Below are 15759 nucleotides of genomic sequence, written 5' to 3'. Positions count from 1 at the left end.
CTAAATTTGGAATGACGGAATGTATCTGATCACCGTAATTTTTGGTTCGGCGACTTAACCTTGTTGTTTAACCACTTCGCAAAAATGTAGTTGTTTATCATCCATAACAAATGCTAGTGACGCACTGTATATTGTGAGGGGTTTTTAGGTGTGATGTTTGAGCAGGTGTAACCCCGGCCTTGTCGATTGGCTGGGGTTTTATTTGCTGTTTGGCATGCCCCGCCCTGCCCGGTTTTCATGAATCTGCGCGACGGAAGAAGGTCTTTCAGCCCAAGGACTTGGGCTGGCCTGGATTCCTGTGACGGGCACAGGAATGAGGTGAAGGTGGAGCAATATTGCCGCCCAGACCCGCCGTCATTTTCACCCCTAGAAACGAAAACCTCTCACCCAAATTGGGGAGGTTGGCGTTGCCGTCCCGGCTTATGCTTCGGCAGCAGAGTGGGGTGAGCGGGCATCCCCCCTTTACAGACGCCAGGGGATTTTGGGGAACGATGGACAATACGCAGAGTACCGGCTTGCGGGCATGGAATGCCCTCACGTTTTTGAGCGCAATGCTGATGGCAGTTTCACTGCTGTTTGTGCCACAGCAGGCCCGCGCCATGGTTGACGGCATCAATGTGTCGCAAGATCCGCTTGGCAATGCATCCGGTTTTGTCGTGTCGATCCAGGCCTATAAAAACAAGGGAGCCCCGTTGTTCAGCCAATGTCTTGGGGCCGCCATTGCCCCTGACATCATCATCACGGCCGGGCACTGCGTATCGAAGGCGCGGCATGTGTTGGTCAAATTTCTCAAAAGCGCGACCCCGGTTAAAGTTGATACGATAGAGGCAAAAAAATGGGTGGTTCATCCGCTCTATAATGGCGGTTATCCCGAGCCGATGTATTCCAGCTTCACAAGAAGCGAGGCCAGCCAGTATCACGACCTGGCGCTGATCCAGCTTGAAAGACCTTCCGATTATGCCAAGCCGGTCACGATCGTTCCGCCGGAGTGGGACGCAACCTTGGAACGTGCGGATGGGCCGAAATATTACATTTTCGGCCATGGTCGGGATGCCATTTACAAACCAGTTTCCGAAATGTGGTTTGCCGAGATGGCCAGACCTAAAAAGGCGGATGGATTGGACCATTTCATGATGAGCACCCTGGTCCAAAAATCGAGCCTGATGTGCGTTGGTGACTCTGGAGGCCCGGTTACCGTAGCAGGTCCAAGTCAGGATGTTTCCGGCCAGCGTGTCCATTATTTGCTGGGAATTCAGTCATCCGCAGATGGCTACGGCAAGCTTCCTGACGACATGAAGGAGGCGCTGAAATTTTGGAAAAAGGAAAGCAATATTCCGCTGTGTTCCAATGCGCTTTCCTTCTTTCATGTGTCGTATCACCGCGAGTGGATCATGGACACACTGGATGAAATGGGCGCATCGAAAGCCAGATCCTATACAACCTGGGAACCGGATTATGCCGCATGGATGCGAGCAAAAGACCTGAATGCACGTCCGGTAGTGACGCGCGCCGAGGGTGAAAAGGTCTTTCCAAGCTGCATGCTTGGCCCAAGGATGGTCTACACGGATATCGATGGAAAATGCCTTGATTTTACGGCGTTGCAGGACGGCGACGAATTCAAATTCAAGGGCAAGTCAGTGATCTATGACGCTAAACATTCCGGCACTTTTCCGGAATGGGTTCAGGAGCAAACCGCGCAATGACGATGTCTTTTCAAGCAACCTTTAAGACCTGCTTTTGCCTTATAATGTCAGTTTTGCTGACGTCGCCTGTTGCAGCCAGTGAGGTTTGTCAGGACTTCAAAGCCGCACGTCTGGCACTGGAAAAATATGATGCAGATCCGGCTGCGGTGCTCGAGAGCCGTTCAGTGTCTACAAACGCCATGTTTGGTTTTCCGAATTGCCGTGTCCAGTACACACAAAACGGTCTCAATGCGCTGGAGCACGTTTGTGAATATAAGGTGGACCTTCCCCCTGCACAGGCAGGGGAAGACGTTATGGCCGCACAGGATGTATTTCTCACAGATCTCGCATCAGAGCTGAAAAGCTGTACCGGGTTTGACCAATCCGACGAAAGTGTCTCGGGTATGGTTGGTAGCCATTTTGGATATTTCATGTTCCAGCGTTTTGATGAAGGACTTGCCCTAGGTGTGGATATTACCGGCGGGATTGGTGACGACAAATATCAAGCCCAAACTGCGATTACGTACCTCAAGAAAAGACGCAACTGAACCAAGATGGCTGCACTGATGAGATTTGCACTTTGTTCGTTCCTGTCATTGCTTATGGCATCATCCGTCGCGGCCAGGGAGGTGTGTGATGATATCAAGAGCGTGCACGCTACTTTGGTGAAATTGAATAAGGACCCACAGCCGGTGACGGACAATGTAACCGTTTCAGCGAGTGCGGTGTTTGGCTTCCCAAAATGCTTTGTGCGCTGGACGGAAAACGACCTGAACATGCTGGAATATGTGTGTGAATATGGGGTTGAACTTCCCTCCGGAGGAGATGAGGAGCGCGTTATAAATGCGCAAGATATGTATCTCAGCGACCTCGTGGCAGAGATTAAAACGTGCGCAGAATCTAAAGAAACTGAAACCAACCTTGCTGGTTTCCAAGCAAGTGATCGCGCAAAATTCATGACATTATATTTTGACGACGACAGCGTGTTGACTGTGGATGTCAGTGGTTGGATAGGGCAAGGCAAATACAATGCCGATGTGGCCATGATGTATGTTGAGAAACGATGGGACTAAGCCGAAGGGAGAAGTCCTGATTGCGTATAAATTTTCCACATTATGTGCGCCGCGACAGTGTGGATTTAACACTGCCCCAGCCAAATATGTTTCGTTTCACGAGACGTGGTTAGATACTTGTGACAAGCCCAGGTATGACGGCGCACGAGTGACGAGCATGCGGACAAAAAGAACCCCTCACCTGAAAAATCTATGACTTAGCGTAGCTAAGACCATGATTTTTCTTCCTCTCCCACAAGGGTAGAGGTGGGGCGCCAGTGGCGCTACCGACAACAACGTTATCATCAGGAACTCGGTGGCGGCCACAATTTCCCTCATTCCCGCGCTTGTTGCGGGAATCCAGGCCCAGCCCAAGTCTTTGGGCTGAAAAAGACTCTTTCGCCGTGCAGACGCGCGGCACTGGATTCCTGTGACAGGCACAGGAATGAGGATCGGTTGCGGCAACCAAACTCTCCACGTCATCCCTGCCACAATAGTGTCCTGATTTCTATCAGGTGGCAGGTTGCCAGACAGGTTCTTTCACCGGCTTGAACTTGCGCCATGCGACAGACAGCGCAAAAACGCCAGCCATGAACCACAGCACCCCGAAGAAGCGTGGATCGCCATGGAGGCCCATTTCACCGGTGATGGGAATGCCGAAAAAGATGCCAAGGAAGAAACTGCGAATGGCATAACGGAAGGCCGTGCGGATTTTGACCCGGTGCACGCGCTTTCGGAAGGTTGGCAACAGGCGCTTCTTTTCCGGCTTGTAAGACACGCCAGCCCAGATATCTTCCAATATCTTGCCAATCATCTGGCAGCGTTCCGGCATGCCGACATTGATGGCCTTTGGTTCGATGCGGCCGCGAATGCTGATCTTGATGATGTGCTCGTCCCAGCTGTAGCTGGTGATGTCTTCAAAGGCGTGCATTTCCTTGCCGTCAAACACCTGCTGGGTGCGGAAGTTGAACGCAAACTTCGAACAGATAAAAATGCCGTCGCGGTCCCAGCCCTGATCACCGGCGATAACGACCTTGCGGACGATGTTCATGATGCCGCCAGCGGCGGACGCGCCACCGACCACACCTGTGGCAATGCCCGCACTCATAACCGCGCCAGCACCCACTGCATTGCTTGCTTCTCTCGACATACCAAAACCCCCTTTGTTGCCTAGATGGGGAAATAACAAACCAGCCTTTAAACGTTGCAAAAACAAATCGTTACATTTTGAAACGACCGCGTTTTATGTGGCGTATGCACGCGCTGTTACGCCGCACAGCAAGCCCAAGACATTGATTTTTCTAATTCTACACTGTAGAACTCTACGCTGTAGAAGAAAATCAGGACAACGGACAGAGGTGCCAGATGTTGATGCGGGCGCAGATCATAGAGACGGCGGCAGTGCTTATGGAAAGCGTTGGCGAACGCCAGTTCAGCCTGCGCAAACTGGCAGATGCGCTGGGCTGCGATCCCATGACAATTCTCTACCACTGCAAGTCCAAGGACGGGTTGTTGCGCGCGCTTTCCGAACAGCTGGTGGCGCGGCTTGAACCACCCCAGCCTGATTTGCCCTGGCAAGACCGGCTGCGCCATATTGCCTTTGAATATCGCCGTGTTGCGCTGGCCCACCCGCAGACATTCCAGTCCATATCGCGCTTTCTTTCATCCGGTTCTGCCGAATACCGGCACATTGAAACGGTGCAGAGCGCGTTGCAGGATGCCGGTCTGGCCCCTGAAATGGCGCTGCCCATCGGGCTTGGCTGGTATGCCTCGATCATCGGGCTGATCACGGCTGAGATATCCGGCTTCATGGGCCGGGTGGCCGGTGAGGACGCGCAGGCCTTTTTGCAGCTGGATGAAAAAGACTACCCTGCCACACGGCGCATTGCGCCCCTGTTATCAGAAATACCGCCAGATTCTGTCTTCAGCACCACGGTTGATGTGCTGGTTGCCGGCATAGTCCGCATGTCCCACCATGGTGACGTGCCGCTTGGGGCTGACAGTGCAAATCTGGTCCTCACGGAATAGATATTATGAACGAACAATCCCTGCTTAAACTCTCTATTGGCCTGACGGTGATGATGGCCGCCTTCGGTATTATCATCGGTTTCACCTCCGGTTCGGCCGCCATCATGTTTGACGGCGTTTACGCGCTGACCGATGCCTTCATGACTGTCATTGCGCTGCTGGTTGCGCGGTTGATTACGGCGTCCGCCGCGCCGTCGCCCGCAAGCGGCCAAAAGAGCAAGTTCATGGACCGGTTTTCGGTTGGGTTCTGGCATCTGGAGCCGATGGTTCTGGGCCTGAATGGCAGCCTGTTGATGGGTGCGGCCGGTGTGGCGCTGGTGGGTGCGATTTCCAGCATTCTCGACGGTGGCCGCGTGGTCGATTTTGGTCCGGCGATGATATTTGCATCGGTGGCAACCGTGGTGGCGCTCAGTGCCGGTTTCTTCCTGCGGCGGGCCAATGGCGAGGTCAAATCCGGCTTTGTGGATCTGGACGCCAAGGCGTGGTTCATGACGGCGGGTTTGACCGCAGCGCTTTTGGTGGCTTTTCTGCTCGGTTATGCCATTGAAGGCACGCAGTTTGCGTGGCTTTCCCCTTACGTTGACCCGGCGGTGCTGGCGCTTGCCTGCGTTTTCATTTTGCCCACACCCATTGCCAATGTGCGCCAGGCGGTGGCCGATATTCTGCTGGTCGCCCCTACGGAACTGCGCGACGGCGTGGATGTGATTGCCAGGGAAATCGTGGCGAAATACGGCTTTACCGCGCACCGCGCCTATGTTGCCAAGGTGGGCCGCGCCAAGCAGATCGAGCTTTTTTTCATTGCGCCGAAGACCCTGCCGGCCAAAAGTTTGAGCGAGTGGGACGCGATACGCGATGAAATCGGCGCACGCATTGGCGACGAAGGCCCCGACCGCTGGCTGACAATCGTGTTCACCGCCGATCAGGAATGGGCGGATTGAGCGGGGTGTGTGTGATGCTCCAACCGTGACGCCATCGATGTAGTTCGGTGGATAACCCCGACCTCCCTCACTCATGTACTCGTTACAGGAGTCCAGTCATTACCAGTCTTGGGAATGGAAAGGCTCTTTCGCCGCGCAGACGCGCCTCGGCTGGATACCTGTGACAAGCACGAGGTATGAGGAGAGTTTGTTGGGGCTGTTCGCGTCAAACAACTGACGATGAGCAAGTACACAAACCCCTCACCTGAAAAATCTATGACTTAGCGTTGCTAAGACCATGATTTTTCTTCCTCTCCCACAAGGGTAGAGGTAAAGGCGCCAGCCACCCCTAACCCAACGCCTTTGAAAACCCGACGTCAAACGACAGGGTATCACCATTGCCGGCAACCTGACCGATGGCGACGTCCATACGGGTATTGGTAACGCGCACCAGGCAAAAACCGCCCATGAATGCGGCCTTGGCCTTGAACACATCGTAAGCACCAACCTTGTATGCCATCGGCGTATCATGCTCATGACCGTGGAAGATGCCGATGACGTTGTAACCGGCCAGCGTATCCAGCAGCGCCTGACGCTGTTCTTCACCCCACCAGTGCGGCGGGCCGGAACCATCCGGCGTGAAGGTGCTTTTTACCGGGTCCCAATGTTCAAGCGAAAACGGGTCCCAGCCATAATGCTGGAACAGCACCACCGGTCGGCCGTCTGCGGCATAAGTGGCGAGGTCATGTTTCAACCACGCCAGGCTGCTGGCCGTACCCTTGTCGGTATCTCCGCCGTAACGCTGGGCCTGCACCAGATGCAGGCCACCCCAGTTCCAGGAATAATTGTTGGAGGCGGAATCGTAATTATCGGCGGGAACGTCTGGCGTCGCAAAGATGCTCGGCTTGTGGTTCATGCGCACATAGTCGCGCATCTCATCGCGGTACCAGTCAATTTGCGGCGGGCGGTCGTCCTGATCGAGGTCGTGATTGCCAAGCCCAACATAAACCGGGTAACGAATGCGATCCGGCCCTTCGCCCTGACGGTAACGTTTGGAAAATTGTAGCAACTGCGTGCCCTCGCCAAGATCCGGCATCTGGCCGCCGCCATCATCGGTGGCATCGCCGCAGACAATGACGCCGCGCGGTGGGGCGATGGGCTGGCCCGGGGAGATAAAACCGCTTGGTTTGCCCAAAATGTCCTGCGGCCAGTTGTGTTGGTCTATGCCGTTGAGGCCACGAATATGGCGCAGAAGATTTTCATCGGTCTTGCCTTGCGCCGCGCAACCGGGACTGAGGCTATCGCCAATCTGGCAGGCATGGATGTCATTGACCACAAGGAACGTGACGTCAGTGTCCGGTACGGCGGCGCGGGAGATGGATGGCAGGGACAATACCATGCCGGAGGCCAAACCCTGTCTGAGCAGCGATCGTCTTGTCAGCATTGTTGCCCCCCGTTTTTGATCCGCGCGTGATGGATGCAGCACAGACTAAAAGGCAAATCTTAACGGGGTTTCAACGGTGTAGGTGGTGCGTTGGACATGCGGCACACCCTGTCTTTGGGTGGGTAGCCTCGACCTCCCTCATTCCCGCGCTTGTTGCGGGAATCTAGTCATTCCCAGTCTTGGGAATGGAAAGATTCTTTTCGTCACGCAGACGCGTGACGGCTGGATGCCTGTGACAAGCACGAGGCATGAGGAGAGTTTGTTGAGGCTGTTGGTGTAAAACAACTGACGATGAGCAAGCACATAACCCCTCACCAAGAAAATCTACGACTTAGCTGACGCTAAGACCGTGATTTTCTGTCCTCTCCCACAAGGGTAGAGGTAAGGCGCCAGCCGCGCTGTTTCACGTCATCAAAACGTTAGAGATGTGTCGCAATGGGTGCCCCAACCGCCCTCATCCCTGCAGCGGCTGCATGACCGGCCCGTCACAATCCTCTATCTCGCTTTGCAGGCGATAATAATCATCCGTGTCAATGACGGCGACATAGGTTGCCAGCGTGCACAGGTCCATTCCCGAGCAGTAGAATGCGGCGTTGCCATCACAGCCCGGCGGATAGGTGTTGGTGACAAAACCACCAAACCGGTCGCAATAGACCACCGGCGCGCCATCGCGGAATTTTTCAACGCAACCGGCCACCCAATCGCCCGAGATGATGCGGGATTGCTGCGCCAGCGCCGCAGTGACCGGCGACAACAACAGGCCGGCACTGAGAACTGCGCGGCACAACACGGACGACATAGATGACGCAGGCATCAAAGGCATGGGCTCACTCCAGATAAGGGTTGGTCAGTTCGAGTTTGCAGATGCCGCGCTCGATATCGTCAGGCACACATTCGCTGAGAATGGTGACGGTGCAGTTTTTCTGATGGTTCTGACGGGCGAGATATGGGCTGTAGCGTGGCTTTTCGCCCACTTTGATCTTCAGTCTGGCGACACCGCCTTCACAATCCGTGTGGGTAAAGTGAATGTCGTTATTGCAACCATTGACCCAGCTGTCGCCCTGCATGGTCATGCAGCGCACATCGGCGCGGGCACTGGGCAGAAACAGCAACAGGCTGAGGCATTGCGACAGCACAAAACACAGCAATGATATCGATATTTTGCGCAACGCAGTGGCCCCCGAAAACCCTGTGCAGCACGCTAATAAAATCCGCCGCTGTCAGCATCACCCAAACGGGGGATTTCCCGTCTGTTATGGTCATATAGGCTGCTCGTATGTTGCTAAACTGGAGATATTTCTTTGCGATCCACTGGCAAGAGAAGCGCAGATTACACCGCCCAAACAAGCGCAGCCACGAAGGCACGCTGGAGCACTTATCTTTTGTCGTGTGTCGTATTCGGATTCATTTGTTGTGCAACGCTATCTGCCGGAGTCTCCTTCGCGTTTGAGCCTTCATGGTACAAAGAAGACTGGTCGATGGACCCAGAGATACACGCTTTACATCAAAAAATGATTGCTGCAGATCGAGCGCTTGATGCGGCTTCGAATCCCCCGCGGAACCAAGCTGAATTCGCGCGGCAAATGATTATAAACAGCACCTTGCACGAAGAATGGCGCGCGCTGATGCAGCGGAAGGCAAGCGGTTCCGCTGGCAGTGCCACGGCCAAATCTAACGCCCCGGCGGTTGGTAACAGTACGAAAATTGCTTCATGTGTTTCTCACAAAAAGCAACAAGGACTTGATGAATACAACAGGCCAGTTTGCAAAGTGGCGGTTCGTAACAGCTGCAAAGTCGCAGTAGAATGTTCCGCCGACATTAGCGGTACTGATGCAACCGGCACCCGCCATCGCCAACGTTATGCGCTTCATTTACCAGCGGGAAGCTCTGGTGAACGCGGAATAACACAGGTTATCGGATGTGACGAACCTGAAGTCAGTTGCAAGCCCTGGCAACAGTGACGTTGTGATTTGTTGGGCGGTAAGAACTGAAATCCACGTTCTCACTGCGCATTGTCCAAATTGTTGCACACATCTTGCCGACCCTGCCGAAAGACAGGCTTATTGGTATGGACGCAGATAGGTGGTGATGTAATCGCCGCTGTGCCAGGCCTCGGCGCGCACCCGCGCATCGATGCCGGATGGTGTGGTGGGGGTCAGCGCAAACATGCGTTCTGCCAACGCATCACCCGGTTGCATGATGGCGTCGATTTCCGCCAGCTCATCTTCGAGCGCCATATCCTCGGGCATATCGCGGAAACGCTGGTCAGCAACCTTTGCGGCCTCATGCAATTCTGCCTGCAAGGCAAGCAGCGCCTGATCATCCGCAGGCATCACCACCGGCGTAGTGCCGGGCTGTTGCGCAGGCTTGATATCAGCGGGTTCAACGGTTTGCTCTGTCATATGTGCTAGACGTCTCCAGGTGGTGTCATTCACCATGTCATTGATTTGAGGCTGGTTTTCGGTGTTCTCAGGGTGGTTGGTGTGCTGCGTCATGATCAGCCCACCTGCTCGATGCGGCTCGCCAGCAATGCAGCACGGCGCATTTGGTAAGCCGGCTCACTATCTGCGTTTGGCTGGTGATGTTCGCCGGTTTCAGCGTGGCACCAGTCTTCCACCGCCAGCATGTAACGTGTGTATTCCGCGCCGGTATGCGGCCGGGTCGTAAACAGCATTTTGGCAAAGGGGCCGGTCAGCCGGAATGGCCGGTTGGGGGCGATGGTTTCAGCACACCCGCCAAGGCTGAGGCCCGCAGAACGGCCAGCCGCCCCCGCACCAGCCTGCACTGGCGCCTTACGCTCAGGTTTTGGCTGGCGGGTGAAGTCTGCTGCGGCTGGCCGTTGATTTGCGCAATACATCTACAACTTCCTTCTGTAACTCATGGCAGGCATGATAGGGCTTCGCACTGCGCCGGGGATAAAGAAATGTGAATTAATTCCTATTCACCGTCGCAATTTTGCAATTGATGATGGTTTTCAGCGGTTTGGGAGTGATCTACGGTTTCAGGCGCCGGTGAAATTTACCCGCATGACGAGAAACAATGTGGAGCGTTCGGCAAAAGGACTTGGGCCGAAATGCTCTAAGCCCTCTTTTTAGCGCAATGTCCGGACGAGAAACCGGTTCCCACTTTCTCTGGAATTGCTTGGGCAGTCGTCCATGCCCTGCCAGTGACGGGTTAAACCAGCTGTTTGTGCTGCTCCACCGCATCGGCCCATTCGATGGCCGCGTAACGGCCAATCACCGTCTTGTCGTTATGGATGACATTGACGATGCGCTTGAACAGTTCCGTCTCGAAGGGCGTTTCGTCGCTGGCATCGCGGCTTAAGCAGCTGCCGTCTTCCAGAAACACCGCGGTCACGTAAAAATCATCCGCGTCGCCTTCCAGCTCGGCGCGGCCGGAAATCAGAATGCCGCTGTCCATGCGGCCATGGATGGCAATGTTCAGCTCATCAAAATCGAGAAGCGCGGTTATCGGTGCGATGTTGAGCGATGCCATGGGCCAATCTCCTGATTTATCCTGTCTTCACGCATGACCTGCGCGTTAAATTGTACGGCGGCGAAGGCCATCAGCCCGGCCGCAAGCGCAAGGCCGGAAAGGCTCTGCAAAATGACTGATATGTGACCGCCCTCCATTGATCGCAACACAAACACAACACGACAGCAACGCTACAGATACACAAAACCACCGACTGTTACGGCCGGTTACATGCGGTTTGCTTCATTCGCTGACACTAGGCTCGAACAAGGTTGTTGCAATGAAATACTGGAGCCGTTAGAGGCGTTTCACGTAGGTGGTCGCTGCCTATTCTGATGCGGCACTTATACACGTCGCAACATCACCATCAACACTGCAGCAACATAAATCGCAACATTAATCACAACGCTTTTAGTCAGCAGATTGAGCGTCGTTTGGTGTCGCAGCAATGCTGCTGTTTTCTTGCTAGAGGATTGAAAATGAATAAGTGCTGCACTCTTTCCTTCAAAGACTGAAAAGAGACAGAAAACAGCAAGCGGCGGTGCTGCGCTGACAGGTGTTGAGTGCAAGGTTTATGGGCAGCAGGATGCGCCACTTCAACATTATCATGGGTTTGGGTGGGTTTTTGGGGCGTCAAGCCGCTGACAGTGTGGGGTCAAAAGAACCCCTCACCTGAAAAATCTATCACTTAGCAAGCTAAGGTGATGATTTTTCTTCCTCTCCCACAAGGGTAGAGGAAAGGTGCCGAGCGGCAAACCCACCCCATGAACGCTATCCTATGTCGTTCAGTGCAACCAACATACTCCCCCTCATCTCTGTGCTTGTCACAGAGATCTAGGCCAGCCCAAGTCTTTGGGCTGAAAAGAAGCCTTTCGCCGCGCCGACGCGCGTCGGCTGGATTCCTGTGACAGGCACAGGAATGAGGGCCGGTTGGCGCAATATTTGAGCAAGACGAGCATCGACAGCTGACTAACCCCTCACCTGAAAAATTGATCACTTAGCAAGCTAAGATGATGATTTTTCTTCCTCTCCCACAAGGGTAGAGGTAGGAGCGCAATCGGCGCGGTCCCAACCCATGAACGCTATCCTATGTCGTTCAGAGCAACCAACATACTCCCCCTCATCTCTGTGCTTGTCACAGAGATCCAGGCCATCCCCAGTCTTGGGGATGAGAGAAAGTCTTTTCGCCGCGCAGACGCGCGTCGGCTGGATTCCTGTGACAGGCACAGGAATGAGGGCCGGTTGGCGCAATATTTGAGCAAGACGAGCATCGACAGCTGACCAACCCCTCACCTGAAAAATTGATCACTTAGCAAGCTAAGATGATGATTTTTCTTCCTCTCCCACAGGGGTAGAGGAAAGGTGCCGAGTGCCGCCCTAACCTCCCTCTCCTTTGCGCTCGCTGTGGGCATGATACTGCCGTCGGTCACTGTGGCGCGCGGTCGCGCAAGCAATAACCTCAGCGAATAGAGTGGCCCGATCTTATTATTGGACGGACTGTTTTGCCGGTCCCATAGTGTCATCGTCGGATGATGATGATCCTCCCAAGCCTCACTCAATCCGTCGCAAAACAACATGGGGAACAAAATGAACAAGACACTTACTCATCTGCCGATGTTTGCCGCGCTCGCTGTTCTGTCATTCAGCGGCCAGAGCCTTGCGCAGAGTTTCGACACATCCTCCATCAAGGTTGAAGACAGTTTGGCCGCCCGATTGCCGGAAAAAATCAAGGCCAGCGGTGTTCTGACGATCGGCTCCGATACGGCCTATGCGCCCTGGGAGTTTCTGAGCGAAAAGGATGGCCAGACCCCCGAGGGGATTGATGTCGATATTGCCAATGCGATTGGCAAGAAGCTCGGCGTCAAGATCGATTTCCAGACATCGGCTTTTGAAGCCATTCTGCCGGCCCTTGGCAGCAAGTTCGACATTGGTGTTTCGGCATTTTCCGTCACCAATGAACGCATGAAAGCTGTCAATTTCGTCAGCTATGCGGATACGGGCAGCATGTGGGCGGTGAAGGCCGGCAACCCGGCCAAGTTTGATCCCGCTGACCTGTGCGGCCGCAAGATCGCCATCCAGTCGGGCAGCTACCATGAAAAGGCAGTGATTGCTGAAAACGAACTGTGCAAATCCGCAGGCAAGGCCGAAATCGACATTCTGCCGTTTTCCAAACAACCGGAAGCGCTGACCCGCGTTGCGGCTGGCGGTGCGGATGCCACCGTGTCTGGCGAGGCAGGTATCGGTTATGCGGCAAAGCAGTCCAACGGTGCGTTTGAGACCATGAAGCCAGCTGGCGGTGCGTTAAGCAAGCATGGTCCAAACGGCATTGCCGTTGCCAAATCCGATATGGCGCTGACGCAGTTGATCGCCGACACCATCAACGCCCTGATCGCCGATGGTACCTACAAGGCACTGCTCGACACCTGGGGTGTTGGTTCGGTGATCGTTGACCAGGCGCGCGTCAATCCCGAAGTGAAGATCTGAACCGATGGCCACTGATGTCGACAATATCGGAACCGGCTTTACGCCGGTTCCCCTCGAAAAGGCCAGCGTCACGCGCAACATCGTCGTGCCGCGTCGCCATCCCGGCCGCTGGCTTGCCATTGCCATCCTGGCTGTTGTTTCGCTGCAGATCGCGCAGGCCGTTTCGGTCAATCCCAATTTCCACTGGGATGTTTACGCCACCCACCTGTTTTCCCCCCAGGTTATACGGGGGGTCGGCTGGACGCTGATTTTGACCGTGGTCGCAATGACCGTTGCGATTGTGATGGCTGCGCTTTTGGTGATCATGCGCGACAGTGACAATCCCGTTTTGCGCGGCATTGCCTATGGTTGGGTGTGGTTTTTCCGGGGAACGCCGATTTATACGCAGCTGCTGTTCTGGGGTCTGTTTGCAGTTCTGTTTCCCAATCTCAGCCTTGCGATACCTTTTGGCCCCGAGGTCATCAGCGTCGAAACCAAATACATTGTCACGCCGGCCATGGCGGCCATTCTGGGTCTTGGTTTCAACGAGTCCGCCTATCTCACGGAAATCTTCCGGGCCGGTTTCAACTCGCTTGATCGTGGACAGGCTGAAGCGGCGCAGGCACTGGGCATGAAACCTGCGAAAATCTGGTGGCGTATTCTCATGCCTCAGGCGATGCGGGTGATTATACCGCCGACGGGCAATGAGACCATTGGCATGCTGAAAATGACATCGCTGGTGCTTGCCGTGCCGTTCACGCTCGACCTGACCTTTGCGACCAATGCCATTTCGAACCGGCTTTACCTGCCAATCCCGCTGCTGCTGGTTGCCGGCACCTGGTATCTCGCCATCACCAGCCTGCTGATGGTCGGCCAGCATTTCCTCGAACGCCATTTCGGTAAAGGCGTTTCCGTTCACCCGACACGGGCGGAGTAGACCATGAACGCACATGTTTCAGAGTTCTGCGTTGAAATGCAGAACATCCACAAATTCTATGGTCCCGTCCATGCGCTGAAGGGTGTGGACATGCGCGTGCGGCGTGGCGAAGTTTGCGTTGCCATAGGTCCGTCCGGTTCGGGAAAATCAACGCTGCTGCGATGCATCAACCAGTTGGAGAGCATTTCGGCCGGTCGGGTGTTTGTCAAAGGTGAGCTGCAGGGTTTTACCGAACGCAACGAGCGTTTTCACCCGCTCGCCCCGGCGCAGATCGCTGCACAACGCCGCCTGACGGGCATGGTTTTCCAGCGTTTTCACCTGTTTCCGCACATGACCGCCCGCGAAAACGTCATGGAAGGTCCGCGCCACGTCAAAGGCTGGTCACGTGAGCAGGCCGGAAAAAAGGCCGACGATCTGCTGAGACGTGTCGGGCTGGATGGGTTTGGCAGCCGTTATCCCACGCAGCTTTCCGGTGGACAGCAGCAGCGGGTGGCAATCGCGCGCGCACTGGCGATGGAGCCTGAGGTTATGCTGTTCGATGAGCCGACCTCCGCACTCGATCCGGAACTGGTCGGCGAGGTTCTCGATGTCATCAAGGATCTGGCACGCAGCGGCATCACCATGGTGGTCGTCACGCATGAAATCGGTTTTGCCCGGGAAGTGGGAAACCATCTCGTGTTCATGGATCAGGGGCAGATCGTCGAGGAAGGACATCCGCGCACCATGCTCACCAGTCCGCAGAACCCGCGCACAGCCGCCTTTCTCTCCAAGGTGCTGTGAGGCCGCGATGTTCATGACCAGGCCAAAGCACTCAAATCGCGTCGCGCAGCACCCGGATGAAGTCCTCCAGAATTGTGGACGGCAGACGATTGGGCGGCGTGATCAGCAGCGTTCTGAAATGGAGTGCCGGTTCGAAAGGTCTCAAGGTCAATCCGTGGCCTTCGTACGGTTCGGCCGTCAGCGGGTTGACCAGGCCAACGCCGATGCCAGCGGCCACCATGGCGCAGATCGTCGTCGAATACGGCGTTTCCATCACGGTGCGGACAGTAATGCCCGCCTGTGCGAAGGCGATTTCCGCCTCACGCCGGGTGGTGTCTTCGGGCGCCAGTGCAACAAAGGCCTGGCCGGCAAGATCGACCGGGCGAATGACCTCAAGGGCTTCAAGCGCATGTCCCTTGGGCAGTGCGACGGCCACCCGGAACTGGGCGAATTCCTCAACCTCCACACCCGTGCGGTCAATCTCGTCTGCAACAATGCCAAGGTCGAATTGGCCAGATGCCACCAGATCGCGCACGTTGGACGACATGCGCGCCTGAAATGTAACGGCGACATTCGGATTGGCCAACATGAAAGCGTGAAGCGCACGCGGCAGGACATTGGTCGACAGCGCCGACAGACAGGCGATACGGATCTCACCGGAACCGTAGTCCCGGATACGGGCGGCCGCGCCGCGAAGATGGGTCAATCCGAGAAAGGCCTGCTCGACCTCGCGGAAAAACAACTGTCCCTCCTGGGTCGGTTGCAAGCGCCCCTTTATCCGCTTGAAAAGATCAAAACCAAGCGAACGCTCCAGTTCCTGGATCATCTTGCTGATGGCGGGTTGGGAGACGTGAAGCACTTCGGCAGCGCGCGCCGTCGTGCCATTGGTCATCACCACGCGAAAGACTTCCACCTGTCTCAGGTTCACCAGCAGCTCCACCGACAATCAATAACTTTTACGAATAGCAGTAGCGCAGATTTGCCCGTTTCGGAATTGATTTCC

17 protein-coding genes are annotated in these 15759 nt (G+C 55.2%); 9 read left to right on the top strand and 8 right to left on the bottom strand.

The genetic code is table 11. The features are described from left to right. Nucleotides 1-491 precede the first annotated feature (491 nt). Genes PYL13_RS10120 through PYL13_RS10110 form a run of 3 tightly spaced genes read left to right on the top strand, consistent with a single transcriptional unit; the run spans nt 492 to nt 2755 of the window. Nucleotides 492-1703, top strand: a complete 1212-nt coding sequence (locus PYL13_RS10120; protein WP_275641215.1) for a trypsin-like serine protease — start codon at nt 492-494, stop codon at nt 1701-1703. Next, complete coding sequence (locus tag PYL13_RS10115; RefSeq protein WP_259146317.1) at nt 1700-2230, top strand: hypothetical protein; 531 nt, start codon at nt 1700-1702, stop codon at nt 2228-2230. Before PYL13_RS10120 ends, PYL13_RS10115 begins: the two co-directional genes overlap by 4 nt. 6 nt (nt 2231-2236) lie before the next feature. Further along, nucleotides 2237-2755 carry a hypothetical protein gene (locus PYL13_RS10110; protein ID WP_259146319.1) on the top strand — a complete coding sequence of 173 codons (519 nt, stop codon included), beginning with the start codon at nt 2237-2239 and terminating at the stop codon, nt 2753-2755. Nucleotides 2756-3245: 490 nt separating this feature from the next. Here the strand turns inward: PYL13_RS10110 and PYL13_RS10105 are convergent, their stop codons facing one another. After that, nucleotides 3246-3884, bottom strand: coding sequence for a hypothetical protein (locus tag PYL13_RS10105; RefSeq protein WP_275641214.1), 639 nt, complete (start codon nt 3882-3884; stop codon nt 3246-3248). Nucleotides 3885-4105: 221 nt separating this feature from the next. On the opposite strand from PYL13_RS10105, the gene PYL13_RS10100 reads away from it, so the two are divergent. Continuing rightward, complete coding sequence (locus PYL13_RS10100) at nt 4106-4762, top strand: TetR family transcriptional regulator (protein WP_303299025.1); 657 nt, start codon at nt 4106-4108, stop codon at nt 4760-4762. 5 nt (nt 4763-4767) lie between these two features. Next, the gene (locus PYL13_RS10095) at nt 4768-5700 is read left to right on the top strand and encodes a cation diffusion facilitator family transporter (protein ID WP_275641212.1); all 933 of its coding nucleotides are present in this window, start codon (nt 4768-4770) and stop codon (nt 5698-5700) included. A 328-nt stretch (nt 5701-6028) separates the two neighbouring features. Here PYL13_RS10095 and PYL13_RS10090 read toward each other — a convergent pair whose 3' ends face one another. The 3 genes from PYL13_RS10090 to PYL13_RS10080 all read right to left on the bottom strand — a co-directional run bounded on the left by PYL13_RS10090 (nt 6029) and on the right by PYL13_RS10080 (nt 8292). Further along, a complete protein-coding gene (locus tag PYL13_RS10090; RefSeq protein WP_275641211.1) occupies nt 6029-7123 on the bottom strand; it encodes a metallophosphoesterase in 1095 nt (364 codons plus the stop codon). Nucleotides 7124-7577: 454 nt separating this feature from the next. Then, the gene (locus PYL13_RS10085; RefSeq protein ID WP_275641210.1) at nt 7578-7946 is read right to left on the bottom strand and encodes a hypothetical protein; all 369 of its coding nucleotides are present in this window, start codon (nt 7944-7946) and stop codon (nt 7578-7580) included. 4 nt (nt 7947-7950) lie between these two features. After that, nucleotides 7951-8292 carry a hypothetical protein gene (locus tag PYL13_RS10080; protein WP_275641209.1) on the bottom strand — a complete coding sequence of 114 codons (342 nt, stop codon included), beginning with the start codon at nt 8290-8292 and terminating at the stop codon, nt 7951-7953. Between the two features lie 309 nt (nt 8293-8601). On the opposite strand from PYL13_RS10080, the gene PYL13_RS10075 reads away from it, so the two are divergent. Further along, nucleotides 8602-9084: a hypothetical protein gene (locus PYL13_RS10075; RefSeq protein ID WP_192491636.1), complete on the top strand. Its 483-nt coding sequence runs from the start codon at nt 8602-8604 to the stop codon at nt 9082-9084. Nucleotides 9085-9183: 99 nt separating this feature from the next. On the opposite strand, the gene PYL13_RS10070 is transcribed toward PYL13_RS10075, so the two are convergent. The 3 genes from PYL13_RS10070 to PYL13_RS10060 all read right to left on the bottom strand — a co-directional run bounded on the left by PYL13_RS10070 (nt 9184) and on the right by PYL13_RS10060 (nt 10618). Then, nucleotides 9184-9618 (bottom strand): hypothetical protein, encoded by a 435-nt coding sequence (locus PYL13_RS10070; RefSeq protein WP_275641208.1) that lies wholly within the window; start codon nt 9616-9618, stop codon nt 9184-9186. A 2-nt stretch (nt 9619-9620) separates the two neighbouring features. Beyond that, nucleotides 9621-9980 carry a hypothetical protein gene (locus PYL13_RS10065; RefSeq protein ID WP_275641207.1) on the bottom strand — a complete coding sequence of 120 codons (360 nt, stop codon included), beginning with the start codon at nt 9978-9980 and terminating at the stop codon, nt 9621-9623. 317 nt (nt 9981-10297) lie between these two features. Continuing rightward, nucleotides 10298-10618, bottom strand: a complete 321-nt coding sequence (locus tag PYL13_RS10060; protein WP_275641206.1) for a hypothetical protein — start codon at nt 10616-10618, stop codon at nt 10298-10300. 1566 nt (nt 10619-12184) lie between these two features. Here PYL13_RS10060 and PYL13_RS10055 point away from each other — a divergent pair. Genes PYL13_RS10055 through PYL13_RS10045 form a run of 3 tightly spaced genes read left to right on the top strand, consistent with a single transcriptional unit; the run spans nt 12185 to nt 14777 of the window. After that, complete coding sequence (locus tag PYL13_RS10055; protein WP_275641205.1) at nt 12185-13081, top strand: ABC transporter substrate-binding protein; 897 nt, start codon at nt 12185-12187, stop codon at nt 13079-13081. Between the two features lie 4 nt (nt 13082-13085). After that, nucleotides 13086-13997 (top strand): amino acid ABC transporter permease, encoded by a 912-nt coding sequence (locus PYL13_RS10050; RefSeq protein WP_275641204.1) that lies wholly within the window; start codon nt 13086-13088, stop codon nt 13995-13997. 3 nt (nt 13998-14000) lie between these two features. Continuing rightward, the gene (locus tag PYL13_RS10045) at nt 14001-14777 is read left to right on the top strand and encodes an amino acid ABC transporter ATP-binding protein (RefSeq protein WP_250985945.1); all 777 of its coding nucleotides are present in this window, start codon (nt 14001-14003) and stop codon (nt 14775-14777) included. 31 nt (nt 14778-14808) lie between these two features. Here the strand turns inward: PYL13_RS10045 and PYL13_RS10040 are convergent, their stop codons facing one another. Then, entirely contained in the window at nt 14809-15684 is an 876-nt protein-coding gene (locus tag PYL13_RS10040) for a LysR substrate-binding domain-containing protein (RefSeq protein ID WP_275641203.1), read from the bottom strand. Between the last annotated feature and the right edge of the window lie 75 nt (nt 15685-15759).

Origin of the sequence: Agrobacterium sp. Azo12, from assembly GCF_029193765.2 — a bacterium.
Taxonomy (GTDB): Bacteria; Pseudomonadota; Alphaproteobacteria; order Rhizobiales; family Rhizobiaceae; genus Agrobacterium.
Note: the sequence above shows the minus strand (reverse complement) of the source record. Positions and strands in the feature narration are given on the sequence as shown.